The organism is Allobosea sp. P1_B10, from assembly GCF_056406735.1.
Map to the genome: position 1 here is coordinate 506,966 of NZ_JBFTZP010000003.1, position 15,535 is coordinate 522,500.

Below are 15,535 nucleotides of genomic sequence, written 5' to 3' on the forward strand. Positions count from 1 at the left end.
AGTTATCGCGCGGCGGTCGCCTCGACGAGATCGGCCGCGGCGCGCGCCGCATCCTCGAACAGCTCGGCGTTCTGCGCGGGCACCTGCACCGCCAGCCGGGCAAGCGCGTTCACGCTGCGTCCCGGGTTGCTGCCGATGCGGGCGATCCGGGCCCGGGCCTGTTCGATGAATTTGCGCTCGCGCGGCGTGGCGTCCGCGGATGCGAGCACAGCGTGGCAATGCATCGCGCAATGCGCCAGCGCCAGCGTCGCGCGGCTGATCGTGCGCGCTTGGGCCTGCGTACCCGGCAGGCGATCGGAGAGACGCACCAGCCGCAACGCGCGATGAAAGAACCGCGCCTGCCAGGCGGCGCGATGCGCTAGAGAGTCCGGCTTGCGGGCCAGCGCCTCCAGGTCGTGCAGCATCATCTGGACGAGGTGCTGCTGGCGGCGATGCAGCGTGATCGGGAACACGATGAGGTAGCAGGCCCAGGCGACCAGCGGCGCACTGATCACGGCCAGGCCCATCACGAGCTGTTGCGAGAGGTCGCGGAGCATGGGCACTGCCGGCTGCGACAGCAGCAGGAAGACCATGCTGTAGTCCATGGCGGCCAGGAAGGTTCTCCGATGGCCGGCCAGGCCGACGCTCGCCAGGACGAAGGGCATCAGCATCAGGATCTGCGACAGTTCGGAGCCAGCATGAGGCCAGAGCAGCTGCTGGCAGATGATTGCGGCGACCGCGCCGATCAACTGCCCGAGAGCGACATGCCGCATCATCAGGATGGGGTTCTCGAAGGTCGAGAACAGCGAGATCATCACGGAGAGGCCCAGCAGCATATAGGCCCCGACGCTCCAGCCGGTGATCAGCCAGACTGCGCCGAACAGGAGAAGGGCTCCGCCTGCGCGCAGCGCGGCTTCGCGTGCGCCGATCCAGTCCCGGTGCAGCGCAGTTGCCGGGCTCGCTTCCCGGACCTCGGCCTGGGGCGCGAATGAGGCTGCTTCCCAATCCAGCAGGGCGCTGTTGACCGGGGCGGAGATGCCGATGTCCGCCAGGGCCGCACGGGCCGCCGCCACATCGGCGCGATCCAGCGCGCCAGCTGCCGCGTTCAGGGCGTCGCGGTGCCGCGGGACAGTGTCCGGCCGCCGCAGCAGGAGCGGCACGATCGCCAGCAGTACGGCCCGGGTGGCGCGCACGACGCGCCGCGAGCGCAGGGAGCCTGCCGCATGTGGTTCCAGGCCTTCCTCGACCGCGGCCATGCTTGCCAGCAGCGCGTCGGCATCCTTGCCCTCTTTCGACGCGCCGGCCTGATGGCGCAGCGCATCGGCTAGCAGGCGCAGCACGCTGCTGCGCAGCGTCGCTGAGGGGGCGGGCCTGGAGAAATAATAGCCAGCCGCCGTTGCTACCACGACGCCAGTCAAGACCGTCGCGAGGCGGTCACCGGCCAGCAGCCAGACATGCTCGGGATGCGCGGTGTCGAGCAGCGCCACCATGGATGCGGAATAGCCGGCGAGCACGGTGCCATAAGCCAGCAACCCGCGCTGTAGATTGGCCAGCCAGGTGCAGGCGGCGATCCAGAGGGCGAGGCCGACGATCATCAAGGCGGCATCGGTCCGCATGGCGAGCACCAGCAGGATACCGACCCCGGTGCCGCAAACCGTGCCGCTGAAGCGATAAAAGCTTTTCTCGAGCAATTGCCCGCGCAGGGGCTGGGACGCCGCCCAGACCGACATGCCGGCCCACTGCGGATGCTCGAGGCCCATGGCCCAGGCCGCGACCAGTGCGAGGCCACAGGCGATGGCGGTGCGCAGTGCGAAGATCATGCGCGCGGGATCGAAGCCGCGTCGCACGAGCCATGCGCTTATTGACGCCGGCTTCATGAGCCTTGCTCCTGAGCCGCGATCGATCCGATCCGTCGCTCGATCTGGTCGAAGACGCCAAGGGCCCGCGCGATGTCCTCATCTTTCATGTCAGCGAGCAGCCAGGCCTCGGCCTCCTCGATGCGGCCCCGGATACGCACGACTTCCCCCTGGCCCGCGCTGGTCAGGAGGATGCGCCGGGCGCGGCGGTCGGCAGGGTCCACCTGCCGCCGGATGAAGCCGTGCCTTTCGAGCAGGTCGACGAGCCGCACCAGCGTCGAGGCATCGAGCCCGACGCGGGCCGCGAGTTCGGCCTGGGTGATGTTGTCGCCACCCTCATCGAGCTGGACGAGCGGTCCCCAGGTCGCGTCGGTGAGGCCGGCCTTCGCCAGTTCTAAGCCGACGGCATGCCGCCAGCGCCGTGCCAGGGCGACGAACTGGATGCCAAATCGGCTGCGGGGACTGCGCTGAGGTGCGGACATGAAGTGCATGTATATCAAAATGATTTGCTATACCAATTATATCGCGTCGCTTTACCGGGCGCGCGTCGCCTCGGCCTGTCGAGACCCTCGTGCCAGCACGGCTTCCGCCGCAGCAAGTCCGGTCTCAAAGGCGCCATGTGCCGTCGAGAAATCCGCTGTCGAGCAGGCTTCGCCGGCAAAGAACAACCGGTCGTTCCATGGCATCGCGAGCAGTCCGCGCGCCGAGACATGACCGGGCAGGGCATGGCTGTAGGAGCCGAGCGCAAAAGGGTTGCGACCCCATGACGACTGCGCCACTTGGGTCAGCCTCCGGCTGATCTGGGGACCGAACAGGGAGGCGAGCTCGTCCCGCGCGAAGGCCGCCGCTGCCGCCTCGCCCATCGCTTCGAGCTCGCGGGCCGTGGCGCCGCCGTAGAAGCCCTCGATCAGCGGCCGCCCGAAGGGCCGCAGGTGATAGCTCCCCGTCATCGCGTCCCCGGGACGGCCGATCACCTGCGTGTCCGGCTCGAACCCATCGCGGCGATCCAGCGCGAACACGATCTTGTCGGCGAGCCCAAGCGGCAGCATCCGTGCCGCATCGACCCGATCGTCGACTTCGACGGGGAGGCGAATCGACCCGGAGGCGAGCACATCGGTCGGCAGCGTCAGGATGACGGCGCGTGCCTCGATCGCGCCCGAGGCCGCGATCACCCTCAGATGCCGCGAGCCTGCCTCGATCGCGCTGACCTGCGTGTTGAGCCGCACGGGCAAGTCCGCCGCAGCGGCCGCGACCAGCGCTCCGTACCCCTGTTCGACACGCCAGTTCACGCCCGTCTCGGCATCGGCATAGGCGAGATAGTCGCGGATCGAGAGCTGGTCGAGGGAGGCGCCATTGATGTAGCCGCTCATCGCCTCGAGATAGCCGTTCCAGCGGCCGCCGGGCTCGAGCAGGTCGGCCGCCCGGTCGGTTTCGGGTGGCGCCGCGCGAAGACGCTCTTCGAATGCGGCATAGGCCGACCAGGCGGCTTCCTGTTGGTCCGGCGGAAAATTCAGCCCCTGGAACTGTTTGCCCCAGGGTGGCGTGGTGCGGTCGAGACGGAAGCCCAGTTCGGGTGCGAGCGCCGACCACGGGTTGCGGTCTCCCGAATGCAGCCAGCCGCATCCGAGATCGATCGGCAGCCCTTCATGATGGCGCGTCCAGGCGCGGCCACCGACGCGTTCGCTCGCCTCGATCAGCAGAATGGAGCGTCCCGCTGCGGCGAGCCGGCGGCCTGCCGCCACGCCGGCGGCTCCCGCGCCGATGATCGCGACGTCCAGCACCGTGCTCATCGCGCCTCTCGCGGCGCTGCGCCAAGTTCGAGAAAGTCGAGTTCCTCCTCCAGCCGGTGGAAGGCGTCGTCGCCGATGGTCCCGCTGCGTCGGAGTTCGAGTGCGACGGCGCGGGCGGCCATGATCGCGTTGCGCCGGAGTTGGTTATGGGGCGTATCCAGCGTCGAGGCGTCCGGCGCCTGCTCCAGCATGTGGCGATATTCGCGGCGCACGGCATCGGCGACGGGCGACTCCTCGGTATCGATCGTCGCCTTCGCGGCCTCGAGCGCCGCCTTCCGCGCAAGGGCGAATTCGCGTTCTACGGGCCTGTCGTCGCTCAGCGCGAGCAGCTTCAGCAGGGCCGGCAAGGTCAGACCCTGGACGAGCAGCGTCCCGACCACGACGGTGAAGGCGCAGACCAGGATGAGGTCACGATAGGGGAAATCGCCGGGGAGGGCGTAGGCGGCCGCCAGGGTGACGATGCCGCGCATGCCGCACCACGATATGATCAGCCCGCCGCGCAGCGTCGGTCCCGCGGGTTCTGGCCCAGTCGCCGGCCCGCCGCGCGGGCGGTACAGGCTGCGCCAGGCCGCCGTATACGTCATGACCCAGGCGAGGCGCACGACAATTACGGTCGCCAGCACGGCTGCGGCCACCCAGCCATAGTCGATCCGCTGCGCCGCGCTCAGGCCCGATATGATCGGCCGCAATTGCAGCCCCACCAGGACGAAGGCCATCACCTGGAGCACGAAGACGGTGGTCTCCCAGACGGCGTAGGACGGGATGCGCAGTCTCGCGCTGGTCCGCGCCGGAGCCCAGCGGGCGATGACGATGCCGTAGACGACGATGGTGATGATGCCGGAGAGATGCAGCCTTTCGGCCATGATCCAGACGCCGAAGGTGGTGATGAACTGCAGGATGATCGCGCTGGACTGGTCCTGGAACATGCCGAGCAGGCGCACGCCGAGCCAGGCCAGAACGGCGCCCAGGACCACGCTGCCGAGCACCACGAGCCCGAAGACGGGGAGAACGTCCATGGCGGCGAAGCTGCCGGCGGCCACGGCCCCGACGGCGATGCGATAGATCAGCAGCGCGCTCGCATCGTTGAGCAGGCTTTCGCCTTCGAGGATCACGACCAGCCGGTGCGGCGGCCTGATCCGCCGCAGGATCGCGGTGGCGGCCACGGCATCGGGCGGGGCGACGATCGCACCTAGAGCGATAGCGGCGGCCCAGGGCAGCGCGGGCTCGAACCAGCGGGCCACCAGTGCAACCCCGATCGTCGTGACGGCGACGGCAACGAGGACAAGCCCGCCGATCGGAAGCCAGCTCCTGCGCAGGTCGCGGGGCGAGGTGTCGAACGCGGCATCGAGCAGGATCGGCGCCACGAACAGCGCCAGCACGAGCTCGGGATCGAGAGTGATCTGCGGGGCATCCGGCATGAAGGCCAGGGCCGTTCCGCCGACTGCCAGCACCACGGGGTAGGGAATACCCGCACGCCTGGACGCGGCGGCAAGGATCACCGCCCCCAGCATGATGATGAGGATCGACTCGAAGAAGATCATGAGGTCGGACTTTGCGCCCGACAGCGGACGCTGTCGACAGCGCCGCGTGGAGGCTGCGCTGCTCGCTCCGGCCCGCTACTGCAGCGAAGGCTTCCTGAGAAAGCTGCCGCGATCGGCCGATTTCACGCGCAGCCAGGCCTCGCGTCCATCACGCACGACCCTGACCGGGACCTCGGAGCCCACCGGCCCGCTCGCCCACAGCTTGCGGTAGAAATCCGCGAGGCCGTCGATTTCGCTGTCACGCACATCCGAGATGATGTCGCCGGGGCGCAGGCCGGCCTGGGCCGCAGGCGCGCCCTCGACGACGCTCATCACGACCACCTTGCCGTTGCGCTCGGCCGAGAACGCCCCGAGCCAGGGGCGCGGTGGCTTGTCGACACGGCCCCTTGCGAGAAGCTGGTCCAGGATCGGCTGCAGGAGGTCGATCGGGACGATCATGTTGACCTCCGATAGCTCGTCGCCCCGGCCCATCTGCAGGTGAAGCGAGCCGATGCCGAGCAGCTTGCCATCCGCCCCGACGAGTGCCGCGCCGCCCCATGAGGGATGCGCGGGGCTGATGAAGATCGCTTCATCGAGCAGGTATTCCCAGTAGCCGGCGAACTCCTGCTTGGCGACGATATTGGCCCGCACCACCTGGCCAAGCCCGTCGGCTAGCATGACGGCTTCGCCGACCTCGGCCTGGGCGGCGGCGCCGAGCGCAATCGCCGGCAGGTCGAGCCGTTCGAGCGCCTGCACCAACCCGAAGCCGGTCTCCTGGTCATAGGCGAGCGCATGCGCGGGGACGACGCGGCCGGCCTGGGTCGTCAGCCAGACATCCTGCGCCTCGGTGATCAGGTAGCCGATGGTCAGCACCAGCCCGTCGTCGCGGATGACGACGCCACTGCCCTCGCGCCGTGTGCCGAGCGTCCCGGCGGTAAAGGCGTCCTCCGGAATGGAGGAACGCACGCCCACGATCGATTTTAGGGTCGGCTCGATGCTCATCGTTCCATCCTGAAGGGACCGCGACAGATTCCGGATCTGTTCGATAGAACCTATGAACCGCCTTGAGGATGGCAAGGCCGTGGAGACGATTGGGCGCACCCATGACGCACCGGCAAATGCGAGGGTTCGAGCCTAGAGACGCATCCCGCCATCCACCGCCAGCGTGGCGCCGTTCAGATACGAGCCTTCCGGCCCGCACAGCAGCAGTGCGACGCCGGCGCAGTCGCCGGGCGAGCCGATCCGCCCGAGCGGAATGCGCTCGAGTGCCAGCGCCTCGCGGCCCGGCTGGGCCAGCACGGCGCGGTTGCGCTCGGTCCGGATGGCGCCGGGCTGGATCACGTTCAGCGTCACATCCGGCGCCCGCAATGTCCGCGCCAGCGTCAGGATCATGCTGGTCTGGGCAGCCTTGGTCGCCGCGTAATAGAGGCAGTCGGCATTGGCGCGCACCTCCTGCGCCGAGCCGATCGCGATGACGCGCCCGAAGCCCCGCGCGACCATCCCCGGCACGAACGTCCTGAGCAGCCTTGCCGTGGCGTGGAGATTGACCTCGCTTTGCATGGCCAGGGCGGCGTCGCTGACGGCGTCCCAGGTCTCGCGGATTTCCGCGGACGCGCACAGGACGAGGATATCGGGCTCGTGGCCGGCGCTCTGCAACGCCCGCAGCATCGCATCGGGTGCGCCTGGCAGCGCGAGGTCGTGGATCAGCGACTGTGCCTTGCATCCGGCGTCGCGCAGATCGCCTGCGACTCTCTCGGCTTCGCGGTCGCGATCATGGACCACGACGCGCGCGCCGGCCTCGGCGAAGCGCGTTGCGATGGCGAGCCCGATTCCGCGCGCCGCGCCGGTGACCAGCGCGACGCGGCCCGAAAGTGCAGCTGTCATCAGCCGAGCAGCGGTTTCACACGCTTGACCGCATCGTCCATCGCTGCCTGAGGCGGCTTGAGGCCGAGGACGGCGGCCTGTGTTTCCTCGATGAAGATGTCGTGGGCGCGGGCCTGCTCGTCGAAGGCCGGGAGATGGATGCGCGAGGCCTTCAGCGCGGCGGCCTCGTCGGCAGCGTAGGGCATCGCCGCCTTGAGCGCCGGCTCGGCATAGGTCGAGATGCGGGTCGGTCCGTTGCCGTTCAGCGCCATCGCCATGGTGCCGGCCTTGGAGGTCAGCGAGCGGATCATCTCCCAGCTCAGCGGCTTCTGCTTGGCGTTCTTCGGGATCATCATCGACCAGTATTCGACCGTCGGCGCAAAGCTGACCTTCCCTACGAGATCTGCGGCCATGGGCGGCAGCAGCGATTTGAAGCGCCCGCCATACTTGCCCTTGCTCGGATCATTATAGGTCACGAGCCGCGCGAAGGGGTTGATCGTCATCGCGGCGCGGCCCTGCTGCATCCAGGTGGTGATTTCCTCATTGTTCACCGTCGCGAAGTTGCGCGGCAGCACGCCGGCCTTGTTGAGGTCGGCCAGGACGGTCAGGGCCTTCACCATCGGCGGTTCGGCGGCCACCAGCTTGCCGTCGGTCGTCATGTAGTCGCCGCCGAAGCAGCGTGCGAGCGTCAGGAAATTCGAGGCGAAGACTGCGGTGAAGGCGAGGCCATGGACCTGCGTTCCGTCATCGCGCTTGAAGGTGAGCTTTCGCGCGAGCTCGACCATCTCCTCGAATGTCGTCGGGAGCTTGCTGACGCCGCGCTCCTCCAGCAGCGCCTCGTTGTAGATCAGGGCATTTGTGGCGTGGCGCACCGGAATCCCGTGGAGCGCGCCGTCGAGCTTCAGCGGCGCAACCAGGCCGGGTGCGAAATCCTCGGGGGCCTCGATCCCGACATCCCTTATGAAGCCGTCGAGCGGCTCGAACAGTTTCAGATTGCGCGGCACGGCGCGACCGTTGACGAGATAGCCGACATCGATCGAGGTTTCGCCCAGAGTGACCTCGCGCAGCAGGCGCTCGTGGATCGCGTTGTTGTCGCCGAATGTGACCCAGTTGATGCCTGCATTGGCCTGTTTTCGGAACGCCTCGGTCGCGTCGCCGCCGGGCCCGGTGGTGGCGCAGGTCTGGTGGACACGGTGGCCGAGCGCGGTCAGCGTCCTCGCCTGCGCCCTCGCGATCCCCGGGAGGGCGATCGCGGCGGCGCTTCCTGCCGCCAGCAGTCCAAGGCTGCGGCGTGAGATGGTGGTGGGCATGGCAATCCTCCCGATGTGAAGCCCCGCGCTGTGTTCGCGCGTTCTGGCGGTTCGTCGAATTCAGGCCGGAAGCAGCGGCTGGACGCGCTTGACCAGCGAGGCCATGGCCTCCTCCGGCGTCTTCATCCCAAGCACGGCGGCTTCGGCCTCCTCCTTGAAGAGATCGCCGGCGCGCGCCGCCTCGTCGAAGGCCGGCAGCGGCACGCGGGCGACCTTCAGCACCTTCAACTCCTCGGACGCATAGGGCACGGTCTTGGCAAACCCCGCATCGGCATAGGTCGAGGCGCGCACGGGGCCGTTGCCGTTGAGCGCCGCGCCAAGCGTCGCCGCCTTGGTCGCCATCGCCTTGATGAAGCTCCAGGACAGGTCCTTGCGCTTGGCGTTCTTCGGGATGCAAAGCCCCCAGAACTCGACCTTGGCCGGCGCGGCCTCGTACCTGCCGGCGAGCGTCTTCGAGCCGGGGAGGGCGATCGTCTTGATCTTGCCGGGAAATTTCGACTTCTGCGGATCGTTGTAGATGCGGTTGCGGCCCATGCTCTGCAGGCTGAACGCGGCGCGGCCCTGCTGCATCCAGACATTGACGTCCTCGGTGGAAAGCGTCGCGAAATTGCGCGGAAAGGCGCCGGCCACGAAGAGCTCGCGCAGCATCTTGATCGCGTTCAGCATCGGCGGCTGGTCGGCAACGCATTTGAAATCGGGGGTGATGAAGTCGCCGTCCCAGGCGCGGGCGATGTCGATGACATTGGGATAGGTCACGCCCGGCATGCACAAGCCGACCACGGCGGTGCCGTCAGTTCGACGATAAGTGCAGGCGCGCGCCATCTCCGCCATCTCCTCGATCGTCGACGGCGGCTTGCTGAAGCCCTTCTCGGCCAGCAACTCCTCATTGTAGTGCAGCCCCGACGAGGCGTGGCGGAACGGGACCGCGAACTGCTTGCCGCCGACCTTCATGCCCTCCATCAGGCCCGGAAATATGTCGGAGGCGTCCTCCAGCGGATCGCGCTTCATGTACTCGTCGAGCGGCTCGAACAGGCTGGCTGCGCGCGGCACGGCCTGGGTGTTCAGGAGGAAGCCGACATCGACCGTGGTCTCGCCCAGGCTGGCCTCGCGGAAGAGCCGCTCCTGCAGCGGGCCTGTGTCGAAGGTCGTCCACTGGATCGTGGTGCCGTTCTTCTGGGCCCACTCCTTGGTGATGTCGCCGCCTTGCGCGCCGGTCGAGACCGTCTGCATGACGCGATGCGCGAACAGATTGAGCGGCGCGGTCTGCGCAAGCGCGGCGGTACTGTCGAGCCCGACGAAACTCAGCCCGATGAAACCCCCGACAACCTGCCGGCGATCGATCTGCCTATGGTCCGGCCCTGTCCCTGTCGTCATGGTTGCTCTCCTCCCGGATGTTCGCGAGTTCCGCGATGGCGACTTCAGCCGCTTCGAAATGCTTGCTCATGGCGCGTTGGGCGGCATCGCCGTCCCCCGCCCGGATGGCGTCGACGACCTCGACATGGCGCTCATAGGTCTTGCGCCAGTCGGCCGTGGTACGGGTGCTGCGCGAGTTGAACAGCTCCATGATCTCGCGGTTCAACGGGCGCAACGCCCGGATCTGGAGATCGAGCAGGCTGTTGCCCGAGGACGCGGCGATCGCCTCGTGGAAGTCGAGATCGGCCTCGATCCAGCGCGGGACATGCGTCAGCGCGGCCTCGAGCTGCAGCAGGATGCGGTCCAGCCGCTCTAGGTCCTGCGCCGTCCGGCGTTCTGCGCTGTAACGCGCGATCGGCGGCTCGAGCACGCGGCGCAGTTCCACCGCCTCGGTCAGTCCGGTCTTGCTGCCGCGTACGGCGAACCGGAAGAAGCGGTCGAGCGGGGCTGCATCGAGGGCCTGCACACGCGTCGGCTTGCCTTGCTGGATATGGACCACGCCCATCGCGGCGAGCTGCCGGATCGCCTCGCGGGCGATCGGCTTGCTGACCCCGAACGAGGCGGCCATGCGCGCCTCGGAGGGCAGGGTGTCGCCGGGCTTCAACCGGCCGTCATGGATCGCCTGGGTGATCCGCTCGATCACGGCGTCGCCCAGCCGCGTCGGCACCACATCGGCGTCGGCGAACGGGTCGTCATCGGACAGGGCGGCGCTGACTAGGTGGCTCATCTTCAGGCTCCGCAAACAGTGTTGACAGAAGCCCGGCAAGTTGGCAACTGTTCAACCTATCAGATAAGTTACTGTCCTGGGGAGGACATGCCGCCATGTCGGCAAGCCGCATCACGCAGGTGGTGGCCTACCCGCTCCGCGTCGTTCTGGCCAAGGCCCAACGGACGTCGCAGGGCGATTATCCCGCCATCGAGCTGGTGGTGGTCGAGGTCGTCACCAGCGACGGCATCATCGGCTTTGGAGAGGGGCTCGCCCGTCGCGGCGCGGCGGCCTATGCCCGGCTGATCGACGAATTGCTGACGCCGCGGCTGCTGGGAAAAGATCCCGCCGACCGTCGCGCGCTTTGGAAGGCGATGCGCGCGCCGCTCTCGGGGCGTCCCGGTGGCCAGCTGGTCGAGGCGCTCTCGGCCGTCGACATCGCGCTCTGGGACATTGCCGGCAAGGCCGCGGGGCAGCCGATCCACAAACTGCTCGGCGGCATGGGGAGGACGGAGGTCGCGGCCTATGCGTCCTCGATCAACTGGCTCGACGATGTCACTGTCGAGGCCGAGGTCGCCGCCGTCCTCAAGGCCGGGTTCCGCGAGATCAAGGTCAAGCTCGGGCACCCGCTCAAGGATGCGATCGCGCGGGCCAAATTCATTCGCAAGCTCGCCGGCGACGATGTCGCGCTCTATGTCGACGCCAACTGGGCCTATGACGTCGACGACGCCATGGTCGTCGGGCGGGTGCTGGCCGATCTCGGCTACGGCTTTTTCGAGGAGCCGATCGCACCCCATGATCGGGCGGGCTATCGCAGGCTCGCCCAGCATCTGCCGATCCGGCTGGCGGCGGGCGAGAGCGACTATGTCGCCTCCGAAGCGCTCGAGATGCTGCAGGACCGCTCGCTCGGGCTGATCCAGCCCGACGTCACCCGCTCGGGCGGCATCACCGAGACCTGGCGCATCGCGGAACTCGCCGCGAGCTTCAATACGGCCTACGCGCCCCATGTCGGCTGGTCGGGCGCGCTGTGCGTCGCCGCCAGTCTGCAACTCGCCGCCGCCGCCGAGACCTTCCGCACCTTCGAATGCATGGTCTACGCCAACCCACTGCGCGACGCCTTCACGCATCCGCTCGTCGGCGAAGGCAGCCAGCTCGTCGATGGCAGGCTGATGGTGCCGCAGGGCCCCGGCCTCGGCGTCGAGGTCGATCGCGACGCACTCGCGCGCTACCGGATCGCGTGAGCGCCATGGGCTCCACCACGCCCGGCAATCCGACACCCTTGCGCGCGATCGCGCTGGTCAGTCCCGTCCAGCTGATGGTCGGCTGCGTCATCTTCCTGCCGGCGCTCTATGTGTTCTGGCTCAGCCTGAACCAGTCCTCGTTCGGGCAGGCCGCGGCCTTTGTCGGCCTCGCCAACTACGCGAAAGTCCTGGCCGACCCCTATTTCTGGCGGGCGCTGGTCAACACCGTGATCGTGGTCGTCATTGTCGTGCATGTCGAATTGCTGCTCGGCCTGCTGATGGCGCTGTTCTTCGCCTCGGGCGTGCCGTTCCGCGCCCTCCTGCTGGCGATCGTGCTCGCGCCCTATGCGGTCAGCGAGGTCTCGGCGGTCGTGATGTGGCGTTACCTCTTCGAGCCCGATGTCGGCATGATGAGCCAGCTTCTCGGCGCCATCGGCCTGCCGCCGATCGAGTGGTCGGTCAATCCCAACCATGGCCTGCTGATGGTCTGCCTGCTCTCGATCTGGCTGCATCTGCCGTTCAGCTTCATCATCATCTATGCGGCGCGGCTGGCCATTCCCGGCGATCTCTACGAGGCCGGCGCGCTCGATGGGGCCACCGGCTGGGGCGCCTTTCGCCGCATCACCTTGCCGCTGCTGATGCCGGCGCTGCTGATCGCGGCGCTGTTCCGCTACATTTTCGCCTTCCGGCTGTTCTCCGAGGTCTGGCTGATGACCGGTGGCGGACCGGCCCGCACCACCGAGGTGATGGCGGTCTATCTGTATCTCGAGGCCTTTCGCTACAATTCTTTCGGCGCCGCCGCCGCCACGGGCTGGCTGCTCGTGCTCGCCTCGCTCCTGCTCGCGCTGGTCTACCTGCGCGGGCTCTACAGGGAGATGTTCGGCAAGCATGCGTAAGCACCCGCTCCTGCGCACCATCCTGAAGACGCTCGCCATCCTGGCGATCATGGCCTGGTCGCTGGTGCCGATCGTCCTGATCGTGATGTCGTCCTTCAAGGCCGACCGCGACATCTTCTCGACCGCCTCGCGCTTCAATTTCGCGCCGACCCTGGCGAACTACGCCATGCTCTGGAGCCGCTGGGGCGACTTCTTCACCGGACTCTGGAACAGTTTTCTGGTCACGGTCGGCGCGACCGTGCTGGCCGTCACGGTCTCGCTGCTGGCAGGCTTCGCCTACTCCCGCCATGCCTCCAAGGGCCTGCAGGCCAGCGCCTTCTTCCTGATCTTCATCCGCCTGATCCCACCGATCGTAATCACTTTGCCGCTGTTCCCGGTGGTCAACTGGCTCGGGCTCAACGACACGCATTTCATCCTGATCCTGCTCTACGCGACCTTCTTCGTCTCGCTCGGCACGATCGTGATGCGCACCTTCATCGATCAGATCCCGCGCGAGCTCGACGAATCCGCGATGATCGACGGCGCCTCCCAGTTCCAGATCATCCGCCGCGTGATCTTTCCGCTGGCGGCCCAGGGCATGCTCGCGGTGGCGGTCTTCGTCATCGTCTATGCCTGGAACGAATTCCTCTTCGCTTTCATCTTCACCACCACCAAAGCCAAGACAGCGCCTTTGGTCGTGGCGGAGATGATCGGCGCGGTCGAGGGCGTGGAATGGGGCGTCCTCTTCGCGGCGTCCGCCATCCAGCTCCTGCCTGTGCTCGCCTTCGTCATCCTCATGCAGAAGCATCTCGTCGCCGGGCTCACGGCCGGCGCGGTGAAAGGATAGGTCATGACCCAGCTCGACGATTTCAGACGCGCCATTCGCGAATCCGATCCGCAAGTCAGCCGCTTCGACCCACTGCCGCGCATCATCTGTCTCGATGATTTCGACCGCGGCATATGCGGTTGGACCCAGCTCGTCGGCAATTACGAGATCACGCTCGACCAGATGCTGCCGGGCTATGCCCAGCACTCGCACGCCATGCTCTCGACCTTGCCGAACTGGGACTTCGGCTCGCATGGCGGCGTCGATGGCTCCTATGCGCTGAAGCTGGCGACCCGAGCTCGCGCCGGCGCCCAGAACGTCACGCTCAAACGCCTGACGTTCCGCAAGGCGGGCCCGATCCGGATGGAGTGCTATTTCACCTTCAAGCCCGAGGCGAACGAACTCCAGCTGATGGAGACCGATGTCCGCTCCTTCGGCTTCCTCTACGACCTCCAGGTCGGCGACCAGACCGGCGCGGGTGGCGAGCGCGTGATGCCGCATCTGCGCTTCCTCAACGCGAAGGATGGCGAGCACCTGCAGAAATGGCAGTTCAAGCGCAAGACGACGCCGATCAAGCCGATCGGCAATGCTGGCAAGACGATCTCGCACTACCATCTCGCGGAATCCGACTGGGAAGACCTGCCGGGTGGCGAGCAGAAGCTCTGCTACAACGAAATCCCGACCAAGATTAACTGGCACTACCTGCGCTTCGACTTCGACCTCGCCACAATGCAGGCGACCGGCTTCCAGGTGAACGACCGCAAGTTCGACATGTCGACCTTCGAGCCGATCCGCATCCCGGCGATGAAGAACCTCTGGTGCATGCTCAATCTCTGTTTCTTCGCGGAGACGGATACCGACAAGCGCGCATTCGCCTATCTCGACTCGGTCTGCCTTTCGGGGGATTTCTGATGCTGCCTGAAAACCTCACTGCCGTCGTCGCCCGCAACGAGACCTGGACGGGCGAGAGCGCGACCGAACCCTATGAGGCGGGCTGGGCCAAGGAGGCGATCGTCTTCGTGCGGGCACTCAAGGCGCCCAAAGGCAAGCTGCCCAGGGCCCGCATCGAGATTTCCGCCGATGGGATGCATTGGGCGCCGGAAGGTTCGAGCTTTGAACTGCCGGCGACACAGGACGCGGTGACGTTCCAGCGCCTCGCCCATTTCGGTAATTTTCTGCGCGTCTGCGCGAGCCTGCCCGAAGGCGGCGAGATCGTCGTGCTGGTGACCTATCACCTGAAAGCCTGAAAGCCGCACGGCAACGTCGATAAAACGCTGTCCGGTCTCGCTGGGTGGGAAGGTCGCTTGCCGCGAGTGAACGAAGACGGCCCGCGTCCGGCGTTGGCCTCATCGCCTGTCGCCACCGCGGTGGCACCGGCTCGACAGGTCCGAACGCCCGAAGGCGGTCGGGAGGGACGCTCCGTCGCGAAGACGAAGCGTCCCGCTCGATCAATAGCGAGGATATCCGGGACGCGGACCGTAGCCCGGGCGCGGGCCATAGCCAGGCCGGCCGGCATAACCGGGATGTCCGCCGTAACCAGGACGCGGACCGTAACCAGGACGCGGACCGTAGCCCGGACGCGGGCCGTAGCCGCGCCGGCCGGCGTTCAAGTTGCGGTTCGTGTTCTGGATGATCATCAGCCGGCGCTGCTTGGCGGCGGTCATCGTGAAAGCGGCATCCTGACCGTCGAGCTGCTGGGTCATGGCAAGCGGCAAGGCTTCGGCGGCGGCAGCGGGTGCAGGCGCTGCAAGGGCGCCAGCGATGAGCGCGACGGCGCAGAACGCGCCGGCGATGAACGACTTCCGAATCATAGCAAATCCTTTCGCACCGCATTTCGCGGGAAGACAACAGCCGACAGGCGCCGCCAGGTTCCGTCGCCTCGGCACGCAACGAAGCCCGGTTTATCTTTGAACAGGGAGAGACCGCGCGTCGAGCGACACAACACCTACCGACTTTGCGCGCAGCGGCGCAAGTGTGCCCGGCCGGGGGAGTCCGCCGCGATCGACCCTCCCGCGGGTCGCCCGCGGGCAGGCGCAGGGATCATCGCATCGCCGGCATCCATCAGGAAACACATAATTAACCATCGAAACGCAACCACTGGTTGCGAATGTCAGGCGCGGCCCTTTATTCGCGAACCGTAACCATCTGGAAATAAA

The 15,535-nt window shown here is 67.1% G+C and carries 15 protein-coding genes; 5 read left to right on the forward strand and 10 right to left on the reverse strand.

Annotated features, from left to right (window positions below; translation table 11 throughout):
- Positions 1-2 precede the first annotated feature (2 nt).
- From AC1D2L_RS09790 to AC1D2L_RS09830, 9 genes are all read right to left on the reverse strand, one after another.
- Positions 3-1,856 (reverse strand): FUSC family protein, encoded by a 1,854-nt coding sequence (locus AC1D2L_RS09790; protein WP_476845671.1) that lies wholly within the window; start codon positions 1,854-1,856, stop codon positions 3-5.
- Positions 1,853-2,317: a MarR family winged helix-turn-helix transcriptional regulator gene (locus AC1D2L_RS09795; RefSeq protein ID WP_476845672.1), complete on the reverse strand. Its 465-nt coding sequence runs from the start codon at positions 2,315-2,317 to the stop codon at positions 1,853-1,855. Before AC1D2L_RS09795 ends, AC1D2L_RS09790 begins: the two co-directional genes overlap by 4 nt.
- A gap of 51 nt (positions 2,318-2,368) precedes the next feature.
- Entirely contained in the window at positions 2,369-3,625 is a 1,257-nt protein-coding gene (locus AC1D2L_RS09800) for a flavin monoamine oxidase family protein (protein WP_476845673.1), read from the reverse strand.
- A complete protein-coding gene (locus AC1D2L_RS09805; RefSeq protein ID WP_476845674.1) occupies positions 3,622-5,166 on the reverse strand; it encodes a cation:proton antiporter in 1,545 nt (514 codons plus the stop codon). Before AC1D2L_RS09805 ends, AC1D2L_RS09800 begins: the two co-directional genes overlap by 4 nt.
- A gap of 75 nt (positions 5,167-5,241) precedes the next feature.
- The gene (locus tag AC1D2L_RS09810; protein ID WP_476845675.1) at positions 5,242-6,147 is read right to left on the reverse strand and encodes a S1C family serine protease; all 906 of its coding nucleotides are present in this window, start codon (positions 6,145-6,147) and stop codon (positions 5,242-5,244) included.
- A gap of 132 nt (positions 6,148-6,279) precedes the next feature.
- Positions 6,280-7,029, reverse strand: coding sequence for an SDR family NAD(P)-dependent oxidoreductase (locus tag AC1D2L_RS09815; RefSeq protein ID WP_476845676.1), 750 nt, complete (start codon positions 7,027-7,029; stop codon positions 6,280-6,282).
- Entirely contained in the window at positions 7,029-8,318 is a 1,290-nt protein-coding gene (locus AC1D2L_RS09820) for an ABC transporter substrate-binding protein (protein WP_476845677.1), read from the reverse strand. Before AC1D2L_RS09820 ends, AC1D2L_RS09815 begins: the two co-directional genes overlap by 1 nt.
- A gap of 60 nt (positions 8,319-8,378) precedes the next feature.
- The gene (locus AC1D2L_RS09825; protein ID WP_476845678.1) at positions 8,379-9,692 is read right to left on the reverse strand and encodes an ABC transporter substrate-binding protein; all 1,314 of its coding nucleotides are present in this window, start codon (positions 9,690-9,692) and stop codon (positions 8,379-8,381) included.
- Positions 9,664-10,458, reverse strand: a complete 795-nt coding sequence (locus tag AC1D2L_RS09830) for a FadR/GntR family transcriptional regulator (RefSeq protein WP_476845679.1) — start codon at positions 10,456-10,458, stop codon at positions 9,664-9,666. Before AC1D2L_RS09830 ends, AC1D2L_RS09825 begins: the two co-directional genes overlap by 29 nt.
- A gap of 95 nt (positions 10,459-10,553) precedes the next feature.
- Here AC1D2L_RS09830 and AC1D2L_RS09835 point away from each other — a divergent pair, with 95 nt between their 5' ends.
- Genes AC1D2L_RS09835 through AC1D2L_RS09855 form a run of 5 tightly spaced genes read left to right on the forward strand, consistent with a single transcriptional unit; the run spans position 10,554 to position 14,626 of the window.
- The gene (locus AC1D2L_RS09835; RefSeq protein ID WP_476845680.1) at positions 10,554-11,678 is read left to right on the forward strand and encodes a mandelate racemase/muconate lactonizing enzyme family protein; all 1,125 of its coding nucleotides are present in this window, start codon (positions 10,554-10,556) and stop codon (positions 11,676-11,678) included.
- Positions 11,679-11,683: 5 nt separating this feature from the next.
- On the forward strand, positions 11,684-12,574 hold the full coding sequence (locus AC1D2L_RS09840) for a carbohydrate ABC transporter permease (RefSeq protein ID WP_476845681.1): 891 nt from the start codon (positions 11,684-11,686) through the stop codon (positions 12,572-12,574).
- The gene (locus AC1D2L_RS09845; RefSeq protein WP_476845682.1) at positions 12,567-13,400 is read left to right on the forward strand and encodes a carbohydrate ABC transporter permease; all 834 of its coding nucleotides are present in this window, start codon (positions 12,567-12,569) and stop codon (positions 13,398-13,400) included. Before AC1D2L_RS09840 ends, AC1D2L_RS09845 begins: the two co-directional genes overlap by 8 nt.
- A gap of 3 nt (positions 13,401-13,403) precedes the next feature.
- The gene (locus AC1D2L_RS09850; RefSeq protein WP_476845683.1) at positions 13,404-14,291 is read left to right on the forward strand and encodes a DUF6772 family protein; all 888 of its coding nucleotides are present in this window, start codon (positions 13,404-13,406) and stop codon (positions 14,289-14,291) included.
- Positions 14,291-14,626: a hypothetical protein gene (locus AC1D2L_RS09855; protein ID WP_476845684.1), complete on the forward strand. Its 336-nt coding sequence runs from the start codon at positions 14,291-14,293 to the stop codon at positions 14,624-14,626. The genes AC1D2L_RS09850 and AC1D2L_RS09855 overlap by 1 nt, the downstream gene beginning before the upstream one ends.
- A 201-nt stretch (positions 14,627-14,827) precedes the next feature.
- On the opposite strand, the gene AC1D2L_RS09860 is transcribed toward AC1D2L_RS09855, so the two are convergent.
- The gene (locus AC1D2L_RS09860) at positions 14,828-15,190 is read right to left on the reverse strand and encodes a hypothetical protein (RefSeq protein WP_476845685.1); all 363 of its coding nucleotides are present in this window, start codon (positions 15,188-15,190) and stop codon (positions 14,828-14,830) included.
- Between the last annotated feature and the right edge of the window lie 345 nt (positions 15,191-15,535).

Excerpts from the sequence above, each read along its gene's own strand:
- AC1D2L_RS09790 (WP_476845671.1), bottom strand. The coding sequence starts at position 1,856 with ATGAAGCCGGCGTCAATAAGCGCATGGCTCGTGCGACGCGGCTTCGAT.
- AC1D2L_RS09795 (WP_476845672.1), bottom strand. The coding sequence starts at position 2,317 with ATGTCCGCACCTCAGCGCAGTCCCCGCAGCCGATTTGGCATCCAGTTC.
- AC1D2L_RS09800 (WP_476845673.1), bottom strand. The coding sequence starts at position 3,625 with ATGAGCACGGTGCTGGACGTCGCGATCATCGGCGCGGGAGCCGCCGGC.
- AC1D2L_RS09805 (WP_476845674.1), bottom strand. The coding sequence starts at position 5,166 with ATGATCTTCTTCGAGTCGATCCTCATCATCATGCTGGGGGCGGTGATC.
- AC1D2L_RS09810 (WP_476845675.1), bottom strand. The coding sequence starts at position 6,147 with ATGAGCATCGAGCCGACCCTAAAATCGATCGTGGGCGTGCGTTCCTCC.
- AC1D2L_RS09815 (WP_476845676.1), bottom strand. The coding sequence starts at position 7,029 with ATGACAGCTGCACTTTCGGGCCGCGTCGCGCTGGTCACCGGCGCGGCG.
- AC1D2L_RS09820 (WP_476845677.1), bottom strand. The coding sequence starts at position 8,318 with ATGCCCACCACCATCTCACGCCGCAGCCTTGGACTGCTGGCGGCAGGA.
- AC1D2L_RS09825 (WP_476845678.1), bottom strand. The coding sequence starts at position 9,692 with ATGACGACAGGGACAGGGCCGGACCATAGGCAGATCGATCGCCGGCAG.
- AC1D2L_RS09830 (WP_476845679.1), bottom strand. The coding sequence starts at position 10,458 with ATGAGCCACCTAGTCAGCGCCGCCCTGTCCGATGACGACCCGTTCGCC.
- AC1D2L_RS09835 (WP_476845680.1), top strand. The coding sequence starts at position 10,554 with ATGTCGGCAAGCCGCATCACGCAGGTGGTGGCCTACCCGCTCCGCGTC.
- AC1D2L_RS09840 (WP_476845681.1), top strand. The coding sequence starts at position 11,684 with ATGGGCTCCACCACGCCCGGCAATCCGACACCCTTGCGCGCGATCGCG.
- AC1D2L_RS09845 (WP_476845682.1), top strand. The coding sequence starts at position 12,567 with ATGCGTAAGCACCCGCTCCTGCGCACCATCCTGAAGACGCTCGCCATC.
- AC1D2L_RS09850 (WP_476845683.1), top strand. The coding sequence starts at position 13,404 with ATGACCCAGCTCGACGATTTCAGACGCGCCATTCGCGAATCCGATCCG.
- AC1D2L_RS09855 (WP_476845684.1), top strand. The coding sequence starts at position 14,291 with ATGCTGCCTGAAAACCTCACTGCCGTCGTCGCCCGCAACGAGACCTGG.
- AC1D2L_RS09860 (WP_476845685.1), bottom strand. The coding sequence starts at position 15,190 with ATGATTCGGAAGTCGTTCATCGCCGGCGCGTTCTGCGCCGTCGCGCTC.